This is a genomic window from Burkholderia lata (assembly GCF_902499025.1).
Taxonomy (GTDB): domain Bacteria; phylum Pseudomonadota; class Gammaproteobacteria; order Burkholderiales; family Burkholderiaceae; genus Burkholderia; species Burkholderia lata_C.
Map to the genome: position 1 here is coordinate 1 of NZ_CABVPW010000052.1, position 17,952 is coordinate 17,952.

Genomic DNA, 17,952 nt, shown 5'->3' on the forward strand with positions numbered 1-17,952 from the left:
GGTCATGAACACGATATCTCTAACGCACCGCTCGCAAAGCCCGTTTACACCGTTCCCAAATTCAACAGCCTGTTAGGGACTGTTTCCATATGGAACGCACATGCGAATGCCCGAAATCGCTCGTAGGGCAAGGAGTAAGGAGCGCCGTTTGGCCGAGCCAAACAAGCGACGAGCGACGCCGTCATACGGGCGATTTCGGGCATTCCCGTGACATGATTTTTTTTAATTTGGGGTTGCCACGAGAACGGCCGCTCGCCGCGTTGCGCTCCTTGCGAATACGTCAGTATTCGCAGCGTCGCGCGCCTCGCGAGCGGCCGTTCTCGTGGCAACGCATGCGCGTTCCATATGGAAACAGTCCCTAAGATGTCGTCTGCCCGTCCCGCGCCGCACTGGCGCTTCTCCCGCCTCATCCGCACGGCCGCGGCCCTCGCCGCCGCCGTGGCGCTCGCCGCGTGCACGCACGACGAGCCGCGCTGGAACCTGACCAACGTTACCGGCCACCTGCCCGACCTGTCGTTCACGCTGACGGGCGGCGACGGCCATCCCGTCGACGCCGATGCGTTCCACGGCCAGGTCGCGCTCGTCTACTTCGGCTACACGCACTGCCCCGATGTCTGCCCCGAAACGATGGCGCGGCTGATGGAAGTGCTGGCGAAGCTCGGCCCGCAGGCAAACAACGTGCGCATCCTGTTCGTCTCGGTCGACCCTGCGCGCGACACGCCGCAGGCGATGCAATCGTATGTCGCCGCGTTCGACGCCGCGCATGCGCGCGGCCTGACCGGCACCGACCGCCAGATCGAATCGCTCGCGAAGCGCTATCGCGTCGCATACCAGATGGAACAGCGCGATCCGTCGGGCGGCTACGAAGTCACGCACAGCTCGGCTGTCTACATCTTCGATGCGAGCGGCCGCGCGCGCCTGCTTGCGACCGATCGCGACTCGCCCGACGCCATCGCCGCCGATGTGCGCCGGATCATCGACACCGCCTCCACGACCTGAATTCATCCCGACATGAAAACGAAGACGACCCTCAAGACGCTCGCCCTCCTCGCCGCGCTGTGCGCAGGCGCTCACGCGTATGCCGCCGGCGCGATCACCGCGCAGAACGCGTGGGTGCGCTGGCTGCCGAACAAGCTGCCGGCCGGCGGCTACGTGACGCTCGTGAACACGAGCGACAAGCCGGTCGATCTCGTCGACGTCGACAGCCCCGACTACGGGATGGCGATGCTGCACCAGACCGTCTCGAACGGCTCGACGCAAAAGATGGAAATGGTCGACAAGCTGACGATCCCCGCGCGCGGCAAGGTCGACATCGCGCCGGGCGGCTACCACTTCATGCTCGAGGAACCGAAGCACGCGATCAAGCCGGGCGACACCGTGCACCTGCGCCTGAAATTCTCCGACGGTGAAACGGTCGATGCGCCGTTCGCCGTGAAGTCGCCGGCCCAGACAAAGTGATGCGCGCGCGATGAACGTCCTGTACTGGCTCGATCCGTGGGAACCGTCGCCCACCGTGGTGATCGCGGTGCTGACCGCTGCCGTGCTGTTCGCGCGCGGCGTGAAGAAGGCGAAGGTGTCGCCGCTGCGGCAGTTCTCGTTCTGGTTCGGGCTGACGGCGCTCTACATCGCGCTGCATACGCGGCTCGACTATTTCTTCGAGCACGAGTTCTTCCTGCATCGCGCACAGCACCTCGTGCTGCACCACCTCGGGCCGTTCTTCATCGCACTGTCCTATCCGGGCGCGGCGATTCGCGCGGGCATCCCGTTCCGCTGGCGGCAACGTTTCGTGCGCCCCGCGCTCGCGTGGGCGCCCGTGCGCGCGACGCTCGACGTGGTGTTCCATCCCGTCGTCGCGGTCGTGCTGTTCGTCGGGCTGATCTATTTCTGGCTACTGTCGCCGATCCACTTCATCGCGATGCTCGACTGGCGTCTCTATCGCGTGATGAACTGGAGCATGGTGATCGACGGGCTGCTGTTCTGGTGGCTCGTCGTCGATCCGCGTCCCGCGCCGCCCGCGCGGTTGTCGCCGGGCCGCCGGATCCTGATCGTCGTCGCGGCGATCCCGCCGCAGATCGCGCTCGGCGCGCTGATCTTCTTCACACCGCACGAGCTGTATCCGATCTACTCGATCTGCGGCCGTGCGTTCACGTGGCTGAGCCCGCTGCGCGACCAGCAGATCGGCGGCCTGCTGCTGTGGATTCCCGGCTCGATGATGAGCGTGATCGGCGCGCTGATCGCACTGCGGCACTGGCTGCGGCTGTCCGCCCGTGGCCGCCTGATCGATGAACGGGCCGCGGCGCAGCGCGCAGCCCGGCCGCCGGTAGCACACGCCGCGCACTGACTGCTGCACGGCGCATCGCGCATTACGCGCGTGCGCTGCTCATCCACACGTGCGGGATGCCGTCCTCGTCGTGCACGTCCGAACTCGGCGTGAAGCCGAATGCCCCGTAAAAGCGCTGCAAGTGGGCCTGCGCATGCAGGCTCACCGGCGTATCCGGCCACTGCGCGCGGATATGCTCGAGCGCGCGCGACAGCAGCCCGTTGCCGAGGCCCGCGCCGCGAAACGCGGCGGTCGTCAGTACACGGCCGATGCGCACGTCGGTGTTCTGCGCATCGGGCAGCAGCACGCGCAGATAGCCGGCCACGCGACCGGCCGGATCGAATGCCGCCAGGTGCCAGGCGGTCTGGTCCGCGTCGTCGATGTCGCGATACACGCAGTTCTGCTCGACGACGAACACCGCGCTGCGTGCTTCGAGGATCGAATAGACTTCGCGCGCCGTCAGTGCGTCGAAGGATTTCCAGCGCCAGTCGAGATCGGCGGCGCTCGGGGATGCGGCGGATGCGTTCATGGTCGGTCCTGATGATTCAGGCGCGCCGGCCGGCGCGCGGGACAACCGTCGATTATGCCTCGAAGCGCACTCGCCGCGCGATCGGCTGCCCGCACGCAAAAAAAGCCCCGCATTGCGCGGGGCCTGTCCATCATGCCGGCATCTGACCGAAGCGACCGCTGTTGAAGTCCTCGATCGCGGTACGGATCTCCGCTTGCGAGTTCATCACGAACGGCCCGTAACCGACGACAGGTTCGTCGATCGGTTCGCCGCTCAGGATCAGCAGCTTCGCGTCGCCGTTCGCTTCGATCTCGACGTCGCTGCCGTCGCGGCCGAGCTGCACGAACTGCGCTTCGCGGGCGACCGTCTCGCCATTCACCTGCACGGTACCGCTCAGCACGACCACCGCGAGCGTGCGCCCTTCGGTGACCGGGAACCGCGCATGGCCGCCGGCCACGAGCCGCACATCCCACACGTCGATCGGCGTATGCGTGCGGGCCGGGCCGCGCCGCCCGTCGAGCTCACCCGCGATGATCCGCGCACGGCCCGCGCCGTCCGGCAGCTCGACCACGGGGATGTCGGCGTTCAGCAGCGTCTGGTAGCCGGGCGCACCCATCTTGTCCGCGGCGGGCAGGTTCACCCACAGCTGCACCATTTCGAGCGGGCCGCCACGCTGCGTGAACCCTTCCGAGTGGAATTCCTCATGCAGGATCCCGCTCGCGGCCGTCATCCACTGCACGTCGCCCGGGCCGATCACGCCGCCTGCGCCGGTCGAGTCGCGGTGCGCGACCTCGCCGTCATAGACGATCGTCACCGTCTCGAACCCGCGGTGCGGGTGCTGGCCGACCCCGCGCGGTGCCGAGGCCGAGCCCGGCTCGAACGTGGTCGGGCCGGCGTAATCGAGCAGCAGGAACGGGCTCAGGTGCGCGCCGTGAGACTGGTAGCTGAACATCGAACGCACCGGGAAACCGTCGCCGACCCAATGGCCGCGCGGCGCACTGTACACACCCTGGATCTTCTTCATTGCCTTCTCCGAATTGCGGCGAAACACGTGTTTCGCATCCTGGGTAGAAATATAGTGGTGGAACGATCGATCCGGTAGACTGCCAAAATCGCACTCAGCGTTCCATTTCATGAACGATAAAGCGCGAGATCTGAACGATCTCTATTACTTCGTGCAGGTCGTCGAACACGGCGGCTTCGCACCGGCCGGGCGGGCGCTGGACATGCCGAAATCGAAGCTGAGCCGCCGCATCGCGCTGCTCGAGGCGCGGCTCGGGATGCGGCTGATCCAGCGCTCGACGCGCCGCTTCACGGTCACCGACGTCGGCCAGACCTATTACGCGCATTGTCGCGCGATGCTCGTCGAGGCCGATGCGGCCGACGAAGCGATCGCGCTGCTGCACGAGGAGCCGCGCGGCATCGTGCGCGTCAGTTGCCCGATCGTGCTGCTCGATTCGCTGGTCGGCACGATGACCGCCGCGTTCATGGTCGCGTGCCCGCGCGTCGAGATTCATCTGGAAGCGACCAACCGGCGCGTCGATGTGGTCGGCGAAGGGATCGACGTCGCGATCCGCGTGCGCCCGCCGCCGCTCGAAGACAGCGATCTCGCGCTGCGCGTGCTGGCCGAGCGCGGCCAATGTCTCGTCGCGAGCCCCGCGCTGCTGCGCGAGCATGGCGCACCGACCGTTCCCGCCGATCTCGCGCGCCTGCCAAGCCTCGATCACGGCGCCCCGCAGTCCGCGCACGTGTGGCGGCTGCGCGGGCCCGACGGCGCTCACGCGGAAATCCACCACCAGCCGCGCTTCGTGACGGGCGGCATGCTCGCGCTGCGCGCGGCGGCCGTCGCAGGTGTCGGTATCGTGCAGTTGCCGACGATGATGGTGCGCGACGAGGTCGCACGCGGCGAGCTGGTGACCGTGCTGCCCGACTGGGCGCCGCGCCGCGAGATCGTGCATGCGGTGTTCGCGTCGCGCCGGGGATTACTGCCCGCGGTGCGCGCGCTGCTCGATTTCCTGGCGGAGCGGTTTGCCGAACTCGAACCCGATTGAGCGCGCCGCGTCACCCGCAACCGGGCACTGCAAACCATGCGCGCGTGCCGTAGACTGCGGTACGCGCATCGCGCATTCCCCAACCCTGATCGCTTTCCCGCCATGTTCACGCTGTCCAACGACCCCAACGCCTCCAAGGCCGATCAATACGCGACGCTCGTCGAGCAGGCGCGCGCGCTCGTCGAGTCCGAACGCGACCTGACCGCGAACGCGGCCAACTTCGCCGCACTGGTCTACCACTCGCTCGACCATCTCAACTGGGCCGGCTTCTACTTCTTCGACGGGACGGAACTCGTGGTCGGGCCGTTCCAGGGCAAGCCCGCCTGCGTGCGGATCGCGCTCGGCAAGGGCGTGTGCGGCACGGCCGCGCAGACGCGCGAAACGCAGGTCGTGCGCGACGTGCATGATTTCCCCGGCCATATCGCGTGCGACGCGGCGTCGGAATCGGAAATCGTCGTGCCGCTGGTGGCCGCCGACGGCACGCTGATCGGCGTGTGGGACGTCGACAGCCCGGTCGCCGCACGCTTCGACGACGAAGACCGCAAGGGGATGGAAGCGCTGTGCCGCGTGTTCGTCGAATCCGCATGGCAGAAGGCGCGCGGTTGAGCGGCGGACAGGCCGCGTTCCGCCACCGAGCAGCCGGCCGCCGCGTTCGCGCGTAAATCGCGTCGCGCGACCTCGAACGAAAACAAAACGGGCCCCGCAAAGGGGCCCGTTTCACTGTGCCGCCGCAACCGCCCTTCGCGGCGCATTACAGGTGTCACGCGGCGTGCGTGCCGGACAGCACCGGGAACGCCTGCGGCTTCGCATCCTCGGTCAGCACCTCGAAGCCCGTCTCCGTCACCACAACCATGTGCTCCCATTGCGCCGACAGCGAATGGTCCTTCGTGACGACGGTCCAGCCGTCCGCCAGCATGCGCGTATCGCGCTTGCCCGCGTTGAGCATCGGCTCGATCGTGAAGATCATCCCCGGCCGGAGCGGCACGCCGGTGCCTGGGCGGCCATAGTGAAGCACCTGCGGCTCGTCGTGATAGACATCGCCGATGCCGTGCCCGCAGTACTCGCGAACCACGCTGAATCCCTCGCGATGCGCGACCTGCTGGATCGCGTAGCCGACGTCGCCGAGCGTTGCGCCCGGGCGCACCGCGCGGATGCCTGCGTGCATCGCCTCATAGGTCGTCGCGACAAGCCGACGCGCGAGCTCGTTCGGTTCGCCGACGAAATACATGCGGCTCGTATCGCCGAACCAGCCGTCCTTGATCACCGCGATGTCGAGGTTCACGATGTCGCCGTCGCGCAGCGGCCGCGACGTCGGAATGCCGTGGCACACGACGTGATTGACCGACGCGCACACGGTTTTCGGGTAGCCGTGATAGCCGATATTGGCCGGGATCGCGCCGAGCACGTCGACGATGTAGTTGCGGCAGAGCACGTCCAGCTCGTCGGTGGTGACGCCCGGCTTCACGTGTTCGGTAATCATCGTCAGCACCTGCGACGCGAGCTTCGCGGCTTCGCGCGACTTGGCGATTTCCGCGGCACCGCGGATCGGGATTTCTCGCTTCGCCATTACGCCACCTGCTCGATGCCGTGCTCGACCGGTTCCGCCGGCCCCGCTTCACCGCCCCGTGCTTCGGCCTCGATCAGCATCCTGCAGATGTCGCCGTACGACAGCGCCGGATTGAGTTCCGCCAGCATCCCGACGCGCAGCCAGTGTTCGGCCTGCGCGTTGATCGAGCGGCTCAGCGCCGTGCTGGTCGAGCGCAGCCGCTCGTGCATGTGCTCGGAAATCTTGATGATGCCCATATATCCCCAATTAAGCGAAACGTAGTCGATTCGTATATTACGCTGCGCACGACTGCCGGGCAAGCCATTCGGATTCCGTCGAGCCGTCGGCCGCCAATTTCGTTGACATCGAATTCCAGTTTGCTGGAAAATAAATCCATCATGAAAGAATCAACCGCCGCCATTGCCGACGACACCGGCATCAACGAACGCATTGCCCGACGCGTGCGCGACCTGCGCACCGTGCGAGGCTACACGCTCGATGCGCTGGCCGCGCGCTCCGGCGTCAGCCGCTCGATGATCTCGCTCATCGAACGCGCATCGGCCAGCCCGACGGCCGTCGTGCTCGACAAGCTCGCGGCGGGGCTCGGCGTATCGCTGGCCGGGCTGTTCGGCGGCGATCAGGACGACACACCCACGCAGCCGCTGGCACGCCGCGCGCAGCAGGCCGAGTGGCGAGACCCGGCGTCCGGCTATGTGCGCCGCAACCTCTCCCCGGCTGGCTGGCCGTCGCCGATCCAGCTCGTCGAGGTGGATTTCCCGCCCGGTGCACGCGTCGCGTACGACAGCGGCGGGCGCGAAAGCGCGCTGCATCAGCAGGTGTGGGTCATCAGCGGCCGCGTCGACGTCACGTTCGGCGACGCGCTTCACGAACTTCACGAAGGCGACTGCCTGGCCATGCGGCTCGACCAGCCGCTGATTTTCAGCAATCCGTCGCAGCATGCCGCGCGCTATGTCGTCGCGATCTGCGATGCGTCCGCCGCCGGCGTGCGGAACCTCTGATGAACGCGTCGTCGCAGCAGCCGTGCGCGCGCCCCACTTACTGCCCACAGGAGCCGGTATGAATTCCCCGAAACAGCGCGACGACGTGCGCCTGATCGATTGCAGCGAGGCCGAGCATGCAACGGCCATCCTCGAAATCCTCAACGATGCGATCGCGAACTCGACCGCGCTGTACGACTACAAGCCGCGTCCGCCGGAAGCGATGGTCGCGTGGTTCGCGGCGAAGCGCGCGGGCGGCTTCCCGGTCATCGGCGCGGTCGACGCGTCGGGCACACTGCTGGGCTTCGCAAGCTGGGGCACGTTCCGTGCGTTTCCCGCCTACAAGTACACGGTCGAACACAGCGTGTACGTGCATCGCGACCAGCGCGGCCGCGGGCTTGGCGAGGTGCTGCTGCGCGAAGTGGTCCGGCGCGCGCAGGTAGCGCAGGTGCACGTGGTGGTCGGCTGCATCGATGCGACCAATGCGGGAAGCATCGCACTGCATACGAAACTGGGATTCGTGCACTCGGGCACGATCACGCAGGCGGGATTCAAGTTCGGCCGGTGGCTCGACGCGGCGTTCTATCAGTTGACGCTCGAAACACCGGCGCAGCCGGTGGATGGTTGAGCGGATATCGCGACGGACGAGCGACATCGCATGGTCCGAGCGTGTTCGAGAGTCCCGCCTCATCCGCCGAAAAAAGAAAAGCCCCGCCGAAGCGGGGCTTTTTTTCTGGAAGCACGAGCCAGAGTCGCCCTGCCCCGAACGCCACGCCATGGCTCGTGGCGCCGAACACATGCAACCGACTCGACCCGATCAACGCCACACCCACTCACCCGGACAAAAACTTCCGCATCCGCGATGCGGTGATTGCCGGCGGTCGGACATGGTTATCGCGAACGGCAATCAGTCGAAACGACGGCGCTGTACTGGTGTGAAGTTGTCGTCCAGGGCCCAGTGGGTGCTGCGCGGCAGTATCTGCGTACCACCTACCCAGCGCGGTACGTCGCAGTGATCCTGCCAATTCGCCTTTGCTTGCAGCACCTGCTCGCCAAGCGGGGTCAGGCCAGCGATACACCTTTCGCGCCCGGGAAGTTCATCATGCATCTCGATCAGCGGAAAACTGCCTTCGATCAGCGGGCGCATCGTCGCATGGAACATCGCGTCACCCAGGAACGGCAGCGGATCGCGACGCAGGTTCAACTCGGCAAACACCTGCGACAAAGCAAGCCCGTCACCGTCACGAATGATCTCCAGGGCGAGCCTTTCCGTCAGGCCGAGGCCATCACGTACCGACGGCAACTCCTGCAACTGGCGTTTCAGTGCCGGGGCCAGCAGCGGAAGACTGGGACTCGCCTCCTTGCAAAGCGCCGCCCAGGCAAGCGGAGTCGCATCGCGATAGGCGTCCCAGGCCTCGCGTGCAAGCGAGAACGCGTCGTCGGTCAGCTCACGGCGGCGCGGCCAAAGCCATACAAGCACCTGTGGCGCCAGTTGCCCCATGCCGACGAATCGATCGACGCCCGGCACGCTGTCGATCTCGACCAGTTCCAACGATTCCGGCCGCCCCGTCATGTTGGCAAGAACCGCGATCAGGAAAAGCTGATCGTACGCATCCGCTTCACACCACAGTACGGCATGCCTGGCCCGGGACAGCTTCGACAACGCGCCATACTCGGTCAGCGCACGCTGTCGAACCGTCGGCAACGGGATGCCGAAGCACTGGCTGATGAACGCGCAGCGCGTGTCGATGAACACCTCCAGCGACAGCCTGGGAACGGGGCCCATGCAGTACGGATCGGCGAACACGTGGAATTCCCCGCGAAAGCCGGCTACGCCCAGGCTATGCGCGATGTCGTTTCCACAACGCCAGTGCTGGGTATCGGACGTGTCATTGGCGGCAAATTGCGGATGCCGTGCGGCGAATTCGACTGCATCCGCATGCGACTTGAGTTTCGGCCAGCTGGCGAATCCCAATTCGCGTGCGATCAGCCATTGGGCGTCAGCAAGCACGGGGGAAGCTGCACGTCGCAGATTCTCGCTCTGCCCGCCAACCGGAATTCCCGCCTGGAGTTGCTTGAGAAGTTGCTTGGCACGCTTGCGCTGCCGGACAAGGTCGATGTAACCGTTTTGCGCCTTGGCGCGAGGATCTTGATGCATACGATCTCCAGAGGCAGCCGTATCCGCTTATCGGCTGGGAGTCGCATGAACATGCGGTGAAATGCTCGACCTGGGTGTGAACCCTTTCCGCAGAGTGGAGGCGTGGTGATACGCCGCCGCCGAATGTACCACACGCGCAAAATTTTTTTCCGCATCGCCGTCCGGTCGATTGCACGCGACGCGCTCATCCGGACATCACTGATTTTCGCGTCGCGCGCAAGCGATCCGCTTGGGCGACTTTCCTGGCGGAACGAAAGTGAGAAATCGAAGCAGAAAAAAGAAAAGCCCCGCCGAAGCGGGGCTTTTTCTCTTTCTACTTGGAGGCGCGAGCCGGAGTCGAACCGGCCTAAACGGCTTTGCAGGCCGCTGCATAACCGCTTTGCTATCGCGCCAAAAGCGGACTGTGCGAATGCCGTGAGGCAAGCGACAGATTTTTTATTCGAGGACCGACAGTCCATCAAATAAAAAGGGAAGCGTGGCTTCCCCATTACTTGGAGCGGGAGACGAGTCTCGAACTCGCGACCTCAACCTTGGCAAGGTTGCGCTCTACCAACTGAGCTACTCCCGCATGTGTCCTGCATCTGCAGCGCTTTGCCGTACAACACGCTGCCAGAAAAATCTGGAGCGGGAGACGAGTCTCGAACTCGCGACCTCAACCTTGGCAAGGTTGCGCTCTACCAACTGAGCTACTCCCGCGTATTGCTGCGCTACTGCTTCCCCGTCACACACTTACTTCGTCGTGCAGCGGAGAAGCGAGATTATGTCTAAGGCACATTCGTGTGTCAAGGGCTTTTCCAGCCCTTTTTCCAAAAACCTGCTCGACCGGACGTATCACGCGCCGCCGCGCTCGCGAATCTGCGGCCATGCGAGCTTCATGTAGTACAGCATCGACCAGATCGTCAGCACCGCCGCGAGATACATCAGCCATTCGCCCCACACGCGCGTGTCGATCGTCACGACACCGAGCGGCAGCGGCCCGTAGAACAGCAGCATCGGAATCGCGACCATCTGGCAGGCGGTCTTGAACTTGCCGAGCTGGTTCACCGCGACGCTCTTCGACGCGCCGATCTGTGCCATCCACTCGCGCAGCGCCGAAATCGCGATTTCGCGGCCGACGATCACGAGCGCAATCGCCGCGTCGACCCGCGAAATCTGCACGAGAATCAGCAGCGCGGCCGTCACCATCAGCTTGTCCGCCACCGGATCGAGAAATGCGCCGAACGACGACGTCTGGTTCCACTTGCGTGCGAGATAGCCGTCGAACCAGTCGGTCAGCGCCGCGAGTATGAAGATCGCCGCCGCCGCGAGATTGCGGTGCGCGCCGCCCATCACCGTGTCCGGCAGATAGAACACGCCGACGACGAGCGGAATCAGCACGATCCGTACCCACGTCAGGAAAATCGGGAAATTGAACGGCATGGCATGCGGGACAGTAAAGGATTCGCAATTGTGCCGTGTCGACCGGCCTGCCACAAGAACGCTGGCAAGGCAGCCGGCCGCACGGCCGCGTCAATGAAGCTGCTTGTAGATCTGCTCGGCGAGCGCGTGCGAGATGCCCTCGACGCTCGCGAGTTCCTCGACGCTCGCGGCAACGACGCCGCGCAGCCCGCCGAACCGCGCGAGCAGCCGCTGCCGGCGCTTCGCGCCGACCCCCTCGAGCTCCTCGAGCCGCGACGTCTGGCGCGCCTTCGCGCGTTTTGCGCGCATGCCGGTGATTGCAAAGCGGTGCGCCTCGTCGCGGATCTGCGCGACGAGCATCAGCGCGGCACTTTCCTTGCCGAGTTCGAGCGGCGTGCGGCCGTCCGCGAACACGAGCGTCTCGAGGCCGACCTTGCGCCCCTCGCCTTTCGCGACGCCAACCAGCATCGACGTGTCGAGACCGAGCTCGGTGAATACCTGGCGCGCGATTTCGACCTGACCCTTGCCGCCGTCGATCAGCACGATGTTCGGCAGCAGGCTCGATGCCTCGGCCTTGCGCGTCGACTCGCCGTCGATGCCGGCCGCATCGTCCACGGCAGCCGCCTGCGCAGCCTGCTCGACCATCTTCTCGTAGCGCCGCGTGAGCACCTGCCGCATCGCCGCGTAGTCGTCGCCCGGCGTGATCCCGGTGATGTTGTAGCGGCGGTACTCGCCCGACTGCATCTTGTGATGGTGGTAGACCACGCACGACGCCTGCGTCGCCTCGCCCATCGTATGACTGATGTCGAAGCATTCGATCCGCAGCATCGCGAGATCGTCGCATTCGTAGCTGAGCGTCTCCGCGAGCGCGCGCGTGCGCGCCTGCTGCGAACCCTGCTCGGACAGCAGCCGCATAAGCGCGATCTGCGCATTCTGTTCGGCCATCGACAGCCACGCGCGCCGCTGCCCTTGCGGCTGCCGCACCAGCGACACCTTGTGGCCGGCCTGCTCGGACAGCAGCTCGAGCAGGTCGCGGCTCGCGGGCGCATGGCTCACGACGAGCACCGGCGGCACGCGATTGCCGAGATAGTGCTGCGCGATGAACGCGTCGAGCACCTCGGCCTCGACCGACGCCGCCGCGTCGCCACGCGTGCGGCCGGCTTCTTCCGCGGGCAGGTCGGGCAATACGTCAGCTGCCGCATCGGCCGCCTCCGCCAGCTCGGACTCGTCGCCGATACCGCCCTCGGCGAGCGTCAGCGCGCTTTCGACGTGCGTCGGGAAATACGCCTTGTCGCCGAGATGCCGGCCGCCACGCACCATCGCGAGGTTCACGCACACGCGCCCGCCCTGCGCGACGACAGCCAGGATGTCGACATCGCTGTCGCTGCCGACCTCGATCGCCTGCTGGTGCAGCACGGTCGCGAGCGAGCTCATCTGGTTGCGCACGGCTGCCGCCTGCTCGAATTTCAGCTCCGCCGCGAACGCGTGCATCTTCTGCTCGAGTTCCTTCATCACTTCCGACTGCCGGCCGAGCAGGAAGCGCGCGGCGTTCGACACGTCGATCGCGTAATCCTCGTCGGAGATCGCGCCGACGCACGGCGCCGTGCAGCGCCCGATCTGGTGCAGCAGGCACGGCCGCGTGCGGTTGTTGAAGACCGAATCCTCGCAGGTGCGCAACTGGAACACGCGCTGCAGGATCTGGATGCTCTCGCGCACGGCCCAGGCGCTCGGGAACGGCCCGAAATACTGGTTCTGCTTGTCGACCGAGCCGCGGTAGTAAGCCATCCGCGGAAAACGGTGCGCGGTGAGCTTCAGGTACGGATACGACTTGTCGTCGCGAAACAGGATGTTGTAGCGCGGCGCGAGCGCCTTGATCAGGTTGTTCTCGAGCAGCAGCGCCTCGGCCTCCGAACGCGTGACGGTCGTCTCGATGCGCGCGATGCGCGTGACCATCATCGCGATGCGCGGCGACAGCTGCGTCTTCGTGAAATAGCTCGATACGCGCTTCTTCAGGTCGCGCGCCTTGCCGACATAAAGCACGGCGCCTGCCGTGTCGTAATAGCGATAGACGCCCGGCATGTGCGGCAACTGCGCAAGGACCTTCTTCGGTTCGAACGGGGTATCGGAAGCTTCAGGGGATGTCATGCGTGATCCGGGCGCCTTGTAACGCGGAACGGGTCTATTAGAATCGCCAGTTTAGAGCATTCACCGGCCCGCTTCGATGCCCCGCACCACCGCTGCCCCCCTGCCCGCCGCGCCGCTCGCGCCGGGCGAACCGATCGCCTGCGACCTCTTCTGCACGGTGGTCGACAATTTCGGCGACATCGGCGTCTGCTGGCGCGTCGCGCGCCAGCTCGCGCACGAGCATGGCTGGCAGGTTCGCCTGTTCGTCGACGATCTGCGCACGTTCGCGCGCCTGGTGCCCGGGGTCGATCCCGACGCGGGGCGGCAGACGGTCGACGCGATCGTGATCGAGCACTGGCACGCGGAAGTCGGCGACGCGCTGGAGATCGCCGATGTCGTGATCGAAGCGTTCGCGTGCGAGCTGCCCGGCGCATATCTCGCGGCGATGGCGCGCCGCGCACGGCGCCCCGTGTGGATCAACCTCGAATACCTGAGCGCCGAGGACTGGGTTGCCGATTTCCACCTGCGGCCGTCGCCGCATCCGCGCTACCCGCTGCTGAAGACGTTTTACTTCCCAGGCCTGTCGGCCGGCACCGGCGGCGTCCTGAAGGAACACGACCTCGATGCGCGCCGCACGGCCTTCGAAACCGACGCGGCGGCGCACGACGCCTGGTGGCGGCGCGCGACCGGCGGCGCGCCGCCGCCCCCCGGCACGACGGTCGTCAGCCTGTTCGCGTACGAGAATCCGGCCGTCGACGCACTGCTCGCGCAGTGGCGCGACGGCCCGACGCCGGTCGTTGCACTCGTGCCGGCCGGCCGCGTGTCGCCGGCCGTCGCACGTTTTTTCGGGGTCGAGTCGTTCGGCGCGGGCACGCATGCGAGCAGCGGCAACCTGACTGCGCATGGGCTCGCGTTCGTCCCCCAGGCCGACTACGACCCATTGCTGTGGGCGGCCGACATCAATTTCGTGCGCGGCGAGGATTCGTTCGTCCGCGCGCAGTGGGCCCGCAAGCCGTTCGTGTGGCACATCTACCCGCAGGCCGACGACGTGCATCTGCCGAAGCTCGACGCCGCACTCGCGCACCTGTCGGCCGGCCTCGCCGCCGCGCCGCGCATCGCGCTCGAGCGGTTCTGGCACGCATGGAACGGCGTCGGCACGCCCGACTGGGCCGATTTCTGGCAACACCGCGCCGCACTGGACGCCAATGCCGCCCGCTGGGCCGATGCGCTCGCGGCCGTCGGCGATCTCGCCGGAAAGCTGGCGGAATTCGCAAAATCTCAGTTAAAATAAGCGGTTATCCGACGGCTGACCAGGCAAGCGCTCGCTTTTGGCGTCCACCGGAACGCACGCTTGCGCCGTCAGCCGTTGCGCAACGCTCAGGCACCTATTTATTTGATTTGATCAGGACAGTTTTTTATGAAAACCGCACAGGAACTCCGCGTAGGCAACGTCGTGCAGATCGGCAGCGACGCATGGGTCATCGCCAAGGCCGAATACAACAAGTCGGGCCGTAACTCCGCCGTCGTCAAGATGAAGATGAAGAACCTGCTGACGAACGCAGGCCAGGAATCGGTTTACAAGGCTGACGACAAGTTCGACGTCGTCGTGCTCGACCGCAAGGAAGTGACGTACTCGTACTTCGCCGATCCGATGTACGTGTTCATGGACGCCGACTACAACCAGTTCGAAGTCGAAGCGGAAATGATGGGCGAAGCGCTGAACTACCTCGAAGACGGCATGGCTTGCGAAGTCGTGTTCTACAACGAGAAGGCGATCTCGGTCGAACTGCCGACGGTCCTGGTTCGCGAGATCACCTACACGGAACCGGCAGTCAAGGGCGACACGTCGTCGGGCAAGGTGCTGAAGAACGCGAAGCTCGCAACGGGCTTCGAACTGCAAGTGCCGCTGTTCTGCAACACCGGCGACAAGATCGAAATCGATACGCGTACGAACGAATACCGCAGCCGCGCGTAATCGCCAGCGATACCCGCATCGAACAAAGCGCCCTTCGGGGCGCTTTTTGTTTGTCCGGCGCCAACAACCGGGCCGGGGTCAGGCTCATATAAAGCACAAAATCCACCGGTAAAGATATTCAATTTGTATCATCGGTAACTGTTTTATAGCGCCGGAGAAATAATGCTCGTTACGCGTTCAGCGGGGCATAAAATCAGTTTTTAATCTGACATGCGGCTGCGGCTCCGATGGCCGACAGCCCGCCTCTCTTGACTCGACTCGCGTCCACCATGCCACACGCCCTGATTGTCGAAGACGATCCCAACAGTCTGTCCGGCCTCACCGCGCTGCTCGCCGCGGACGGCTTCTCGGTCGACACGGCCACGTCGCTCGCCGAAGCGCGCACGGCGCTCGGCCGCTCGATTCCCGACGTCGTTCTCGTCGACCTGAACCTGCCGGACGGCAGCGGGTTCGACCTGCTCCAGCACCTGCCGCAGCAACAGCCGAATGGCTCGCTGCCCGTCATCGTGCTGACCGGCAATGCGACGGTCGAGAGCGCCATCGAAGGCCTGCGTCACGGCATCTGGGACTACCTGCTGAAGCCGATCAATATTCCGCGCCTGCGCAGCCTGCTCGCGCGGATCCCCCGCCCGTACGAGCTGATCGACGAAGTGCAGTCGTTGCGTGCCTCGCTGCGCCATCTCGGTCGCTTCGGCGCACTGGTCGGCCGCAGCGACGCGATGCAACACGTGTACGACATGATCGAGCACAACGCCCGCACCGAAACGGCCGTGCTGTTCTCGGGCGAAGCCGGTACCGGCAAGAAGCTGGCCGCGCGCACGCTCCACGACCTGAGCCGGCGCCGCAAGGGGCCGTTCGTATCGCTCGACTGCCGGACGATCGCGCAGGCCGGCCGGCACGGCGCATCGCTCGACAGCGTGCTGTTCGGCCATGAGCGCGGCGCGTTCGACGGCGCCGAGCGCCGCGAATCGGGCCTGTTCGAGCAGGCCGGCGGCGGCACGCTGTTCCTCGACGAAATCACCGCGCTGCCGCTCGTGCTGCAGGAAGCCCTGCTGCATGCGCTGGATTCGCAAAACTTCATGCGGATCGGCGGCACGAGTTCGATCACGAGCGATTTCCGGCTGATCGCGACCACGCGCCGGCCGGCGCGCGAAGCGGTCGCGAACGGCACGCTGCGCGAGGATCTGTGGTTGCGCCTCGATGCGGCGTCGATCACGATGCCGCCGCTGCGCGAGCGCGACGGCGACGCACTCGCGATCGCGGACGCGCTGATCGACGAGCTGAACCGCGAAGCGCGCGCAACCGGCCGCAGCACGACCGACAAGCGCGCGGCGCCGGGCTTCGTGCGCGAATGCCTGTCCTACGAATGGCCGGGCAACGTGCGCGAACTGCAGGAGCGCGTGCGCTTCGCGTACGACGCATCGGGTGATTTCATCGAGACGCTGCGCGCGGGCGAGCCGAGCTTCTCGGCCGGCGCCGCGCTGAACGGCAGCAGCGTGCAGATCAAGGTCGGCACGCCGCTGTCCGACGTCGAGGATCTGCTGATCCGCGCGACGCTCGACGCAGTCGGCGGCACGCGCCACCGCGCGGCAACGCTGCTCGGCATCAGCCCGAAGACGCTGTACAACAAGTTGCAGCGGATGAAGGTGAACTGAGCGGGCAGCGATGCTCGCAGGCACTGGTAGGGCTTGACCGTTAGTTGCGTACAATCGCCCTCGTCGATCTGCTTGATGCCTGCGGTTGCCCGGTTCGCACCGGCAGTCATCCATAAAAAAAGCCGCGCAATTGCGCGGCTTTTTGTTTCGGTTCCGGAATGGCGCACACCGCGCCATCCCCTCCCCGCTCAGGCGAGTGCGCTGCTCAACAGCGCCTGCGCCTGCAGATACTCGGGCTGCGCGATCAGCTTGTCCCACTTGAGCGCCTTGCCGCGCGCGCGCATCCGCTTGATGCGTCGCACCGACTCGTCCGTTGCTCGCGCTTTCAACCCGTTCAGCACGACCTCGGCCGCATCCGGCTGGTTGCAGACGAGCACCATGTCGCAACCGGCCGCGAGCGCAGCATCGGCCGCCTGCGTGAGCGTGCCGCCTTCGCGCGCGGCCTCCATCGACAGGTCGTCGCTGAAGATCGCCCCCGTGAAACCGAGCCGCCCGCGCAGGATGTCCTGCAGCCACACGCGCGAGAAACCGGCCGGCCGCTTGTCGACCTGCGTATAGATCACGTGCGCGGGAATCACCGCGGACAACGACAGGCCGAGCCAGTCGTACGGTGCGACGTCCTGCTTGAGGATCGCGTCGAGCGTGCGGTCGTCGGTCGGCAGCGCGACGTGCGAGTCGGCCTCCGCGAAGCCGTGCCCCGGGAAATGCTTGCCGCAGTTCGCCATCCCGGCGAGCGACAGCCCGTGGTTCAGGCTCTTCGCGAGCAGCGTGACGACGCGCGGATCGCGATGGAACGCGCGATCGCCGATCACTTTCGAGTGCCCGTAGTCGAGGTCGAGCACGGGCGTGAAGCTCATGTCGATCCCGCACGCGCGCAGCTCGGCGGCGAGGATGTAGCCGACGGCCGTGGCGACCTTCGTCGCGAGCAGCACGTCGCGATCCCACAGCTCGCCGAGGCGGCGCATCGCGGGCAGCACCGTGAAGCCGTCGGTGCGAAAACGCTGCACGCGCCCGCCTTCGTGATCGACGGCGATCAGGATGTCTTCGCGCACCGCGCGGATCGAGTCGGTCAGCGCGGTCAGTTGCGCACGGTTCTGGAAGTGCCGCGCGAACAGGATCACGCCGCCGGTATTCGGATGCGCGAGGCGCCGCGCATCGTCGCGCGACAGGGCCGTGCCGACGACGTCGAGCATGACCGGGCCGGGAGTCGTTTTCATGG

General features: G+C 65.8%; 18 protein-coding genes and 3 tRNA genes. 10 read left to right on the top strand and 11 right to left on the bottom strand.

Going from position 1 to position 17,952, the window contains the following annotated elements:
• The first annotated feature begins 363 nt into the window (after window positions 1–363).
• The 3 genes from BDI24065_RS35900 to BDI24065_RS35910 are packed head-to-tail and all read left to right on the top strand — an operon-like array spanning window position 364 to window position 2,341.
• Complete coding sequence (locus BDI24065_RS35900) at window positions 364–999, top strand: SCO family protein (protein WP_175035170.1); 636 nt, start codon at window positions 364–366, stop codon at window positions 997–999.
• Window positions 1,000–1,011: 12 nt separating this feature from the next.
• Entirely contained in the window at window positions 1,012–1,458 is a 447-nt protein-coding gene (locus BDI24065_RS35905; RefSeq protein ID WP_175035171.1) for a copper chaperone PCu(A)C, read from the top strand.
• A gap of 10 nt (window positions 1,459–1,468) precedes the next feature.
• A complete protein-coding gene (locus tag BDI24065_RS35910; RefSeq protein ID WP_175035172.1) occupies window positions 1,469–2,341 on the top strand; it encodes a cytochrome c oxidase assembly protein in 873 nt (290 codons plus the stop codon).
• A gap of 22 nt (window positions 2,342–2,363) precedes the next feature.
• Here BDI24065_RS35910 and BDI24065_RS35915 read toward each other — a convergent pair whose 3' ends face one another.
• Both BDI24065_RS35915 and BDI24065_RS35920 read right to left on the bottom strand, forming a co-directional pair.
• Window positions 2,364–2,849, bottom strand: a complete 486-nt coding sequence (locus BDI24065_RS35915) for a GNAT family N-acetyltransferase (protein ID WP_011351433.1) — start codon at window positions 2,847–2,849, stop codon at window positions 2,364–2,366.
• A gap of 130 nt (window positions 2,850–2,979) precedes the next feature.
• Entirely contained in the window at window positions 2,980–3,852 is an 873-nt protein-coding gene (locus BDI24065_RS35920) for a pirin family protein (protein WP_175035173.1), read from the bottom strand.
• A gap of 109 nt (window positions 3,853–3,961) precedes the next feature.
• Here BDI24065_RS35920 and BDI24065_RS35925 point away from each other — a divergent pair, with 109 nt between their 5' ends.
• Together BDI24065_RS35925 and BDI24065_RS35930 are read left to right on the top strand one after the other, a co-directional pair.
• On the top strand, window positions 3,962–4,879 hold the full coding sequence (locus BDI24065_RS35925) for a LysR family transcriptional regulator (protein ID WP_175035174.1): 918 nt from the start codon (window positions 3,962–3,964) through the stop codon (window positions 4,877–4,879).
• 102 nt (window positions 4,880–4,981) lie between these two features.
• A complete protein-coding gene (locus BDI24065_RS35930; RefSeq protein WP_175035175.1) occupies window positions 4,982–5,485 on the top strand; it encodes a GAF domain-containing protein in 504 nt (167 codons plus the stop codon).
• 154 nt (window positions 5,486–5,639) lie between these two features.
• Here the strand turns inward: BDI24065_RS35930 and map are convergent, their stop codons facing one another.
• Both map and BDI24065_RS35940 read right to left on the bottom strand, forming a co-directional pair.
• Window positions 5,640–6,446 (bottom strand): type I methionyl aminopeptidase, encoded by an 807-nt coding sequence (gene map / locus BDI24065_RS35935; protein ID WP_089455851.1) that lies wholly within the window; start codon window positions 6,444–6,446, stop codon window positions 5,640–5,642.
• Window positions 6,446–6,682 carry a ParD-like family protein gene (locus BDI24065_RS35940; RefSeq protein ID WP_046545260.1) on the bottom strand — a complete coding sequence of 79 codons (237 nt, stop codon included), beginning with the start codon at window positions 6,680–6,682 and terminating at the stop codon, window positions 6,446–6,448. The genes map and BDI24065_RS35940 overlap by 1 nt, the downstream gene beginning before the upstream one ends.
• A 141-nt stretch (window positions 6,683–6,823) precedes the next feature.
• On the opposite strand from BDI24065_RS35940, the gene BDI24065_RS35945 reads away from it, so the two are divergent.
• Window positions 6,824–7,444 carry a helix-turn-helix domain-containing protein gene (locus BDI24065_RS35945; RefSeq protein WP_175035176.1) on the top strand — a complete coding sequence of 207 codons (621 nt, stop codon included), beginning with the start codon at window positions 6,824–6,826 and terminating at the stop codon, window positions 7,442–7,444.
• A gap of 58 nt (window positions 7,445–7,502) precedes the next feature.
• On the top strand, window positions 7,503–8,051 hold the full coding sequence (locus BDI24065_RS35950) for a GNAT family N-acetyltransferase (RefSeq protein WP_175035177.1): 549 nt from the start codon (window positions 7,503–7,505) through the stop codon (window positions 8,049–8,051).
• Between the two features lie 279 nt (window positions 8,052–8,330).
• On the opposite strand, the gene BDI24065_RS35955 is transcribed toward BDI24065_RS35950, so the two are convergent.
• The 6 genes from BDI24065_RS35955 to uvrC form a co-directional block, all read right to left on the bottom strand.
• Window positions 8,331–9,581, bottom strand: a complete 1,251-nt coding sequence (locus BDI24065_RS35955) for a DUF1835 domain-containing protein (protein WP_175035178.1) — start codon at window positions 9,579–9,581, stop codon at window positions 8,331–8,333.
• 318 nt (window positions 9,582–9,899) lie between these two features.
• A tRNA-Cys gene (locus tag BDI24065_RS35960) sits at window positions 9,900–9,973 on the bottom strand.
• Window positions 9,974–10,073: 100 nt separating this feature from the next.
• Window positions 10,074–10,149 (bottom strand) — tRNA-Gly (locus BDI24065_RS35965).
• Window positions 10,150–10,201: 52 nt separating this feature from the next.
• Window positions 10,202–10,277: transfer RNA gene (locus BDI24065_RS35970), tRNA-Gly, on the bottom strand.
• 135 nt (window positions 10,278–10,412) lie between these two features.
• The gene (gene pgsA, locus BDI24065_RS35975) at window positions 10,413–11,000 is read right to left on the bottom strand and encodes a CDP-diacylglycerol--glycerol-3-phosphate 3-phosphatidyltransferase (protein ID WP_034186518.1); all 588 of its coding nucleotides are present in this window, start codon (window positions 10,998–11,000) and stop codon (window positions 10,413–10,415) included.
• 90 nt (window positions 11,001–11,090) lie between these two features.
• Window positions 11,091–13,124 (bottom strand): excinuclease ABC subunit UvrC, encoded by a 2,034-nt coding sequence (uvrC, locus tag BDI24065_RS35980; RefSeq protein ID WP_175035179.1) that lies wholly within the window; start codon window positions 13,122–13,124, stop codon window positions 11,091–11,093.
• A gap of 76 nt (window positions 13,125–13,200) precedes the next feature.
• On the opposite strand from uvrC, the gene earP reads away from it, so the two are divergent.
• The 3 genes from earP (at window position 13,201) to BDI24065_RS35995 (ending at window position 16,733) form a co-directional block, all read left to right on the top strand.
• Window positions 13,201–14,394: an elongation factor P maturation arginine rhamnosyltransferase EarP gene (gene earP, locus BDI24065_RS35985; RefSeq protein ID WP_175035180.1), complete on the top strand. Its 1,194-nt coding sequence runs from the start codon at window positions 13,201–13,203 to the stop codon at window positions 14,392–14,394.
• A gap of 126 nt (window positions 14,395–14,520) precedes the next feature.
• The gene (gene efp, locus BDI24065_RS35990; protein WP_057928039.1) at window positions 14,521–15,078 is read left to right on the top strand and encodes an elongation factor P; all 558 of its coding nucleotides are present in this window, start codon (window positions 14,521–14,523) and stop codon (window positions 15,076–15,078) included.
• A gap of 269 nt (window positions 15,079–15,347) precedes the next feature.
• Complete coding sequence (locus BDI24065_RS35995; protein ID WP_175035181.1) at window positions 15,348–16,733, top strand: sigma-54-dependent transcriptional regulator; 1,386 nt, start codon at window positions 15,348–15,350, stop codon at window positions 16,731–16,733.
• Window positions 16,734–16,921: 188 nt separating this feature from the next.
• On the opposite strand, the gene nagZ is transcribed toward BDI24065_RS35995, so the two are convergent.
• Window positions 16,922–17,950, bottom strand: coding sequence for a beta-N-acetylhexosaminidase (gene nagZ / locus BDI24065_RS36000; protein WP_085039819.1), 1,029 nt, complete (start codon window positions 17,948–17,950; stop codon window positions 16,922–16,924).
• Window positions 17,951–17,952: the final 2 nt, after the last annotated feature.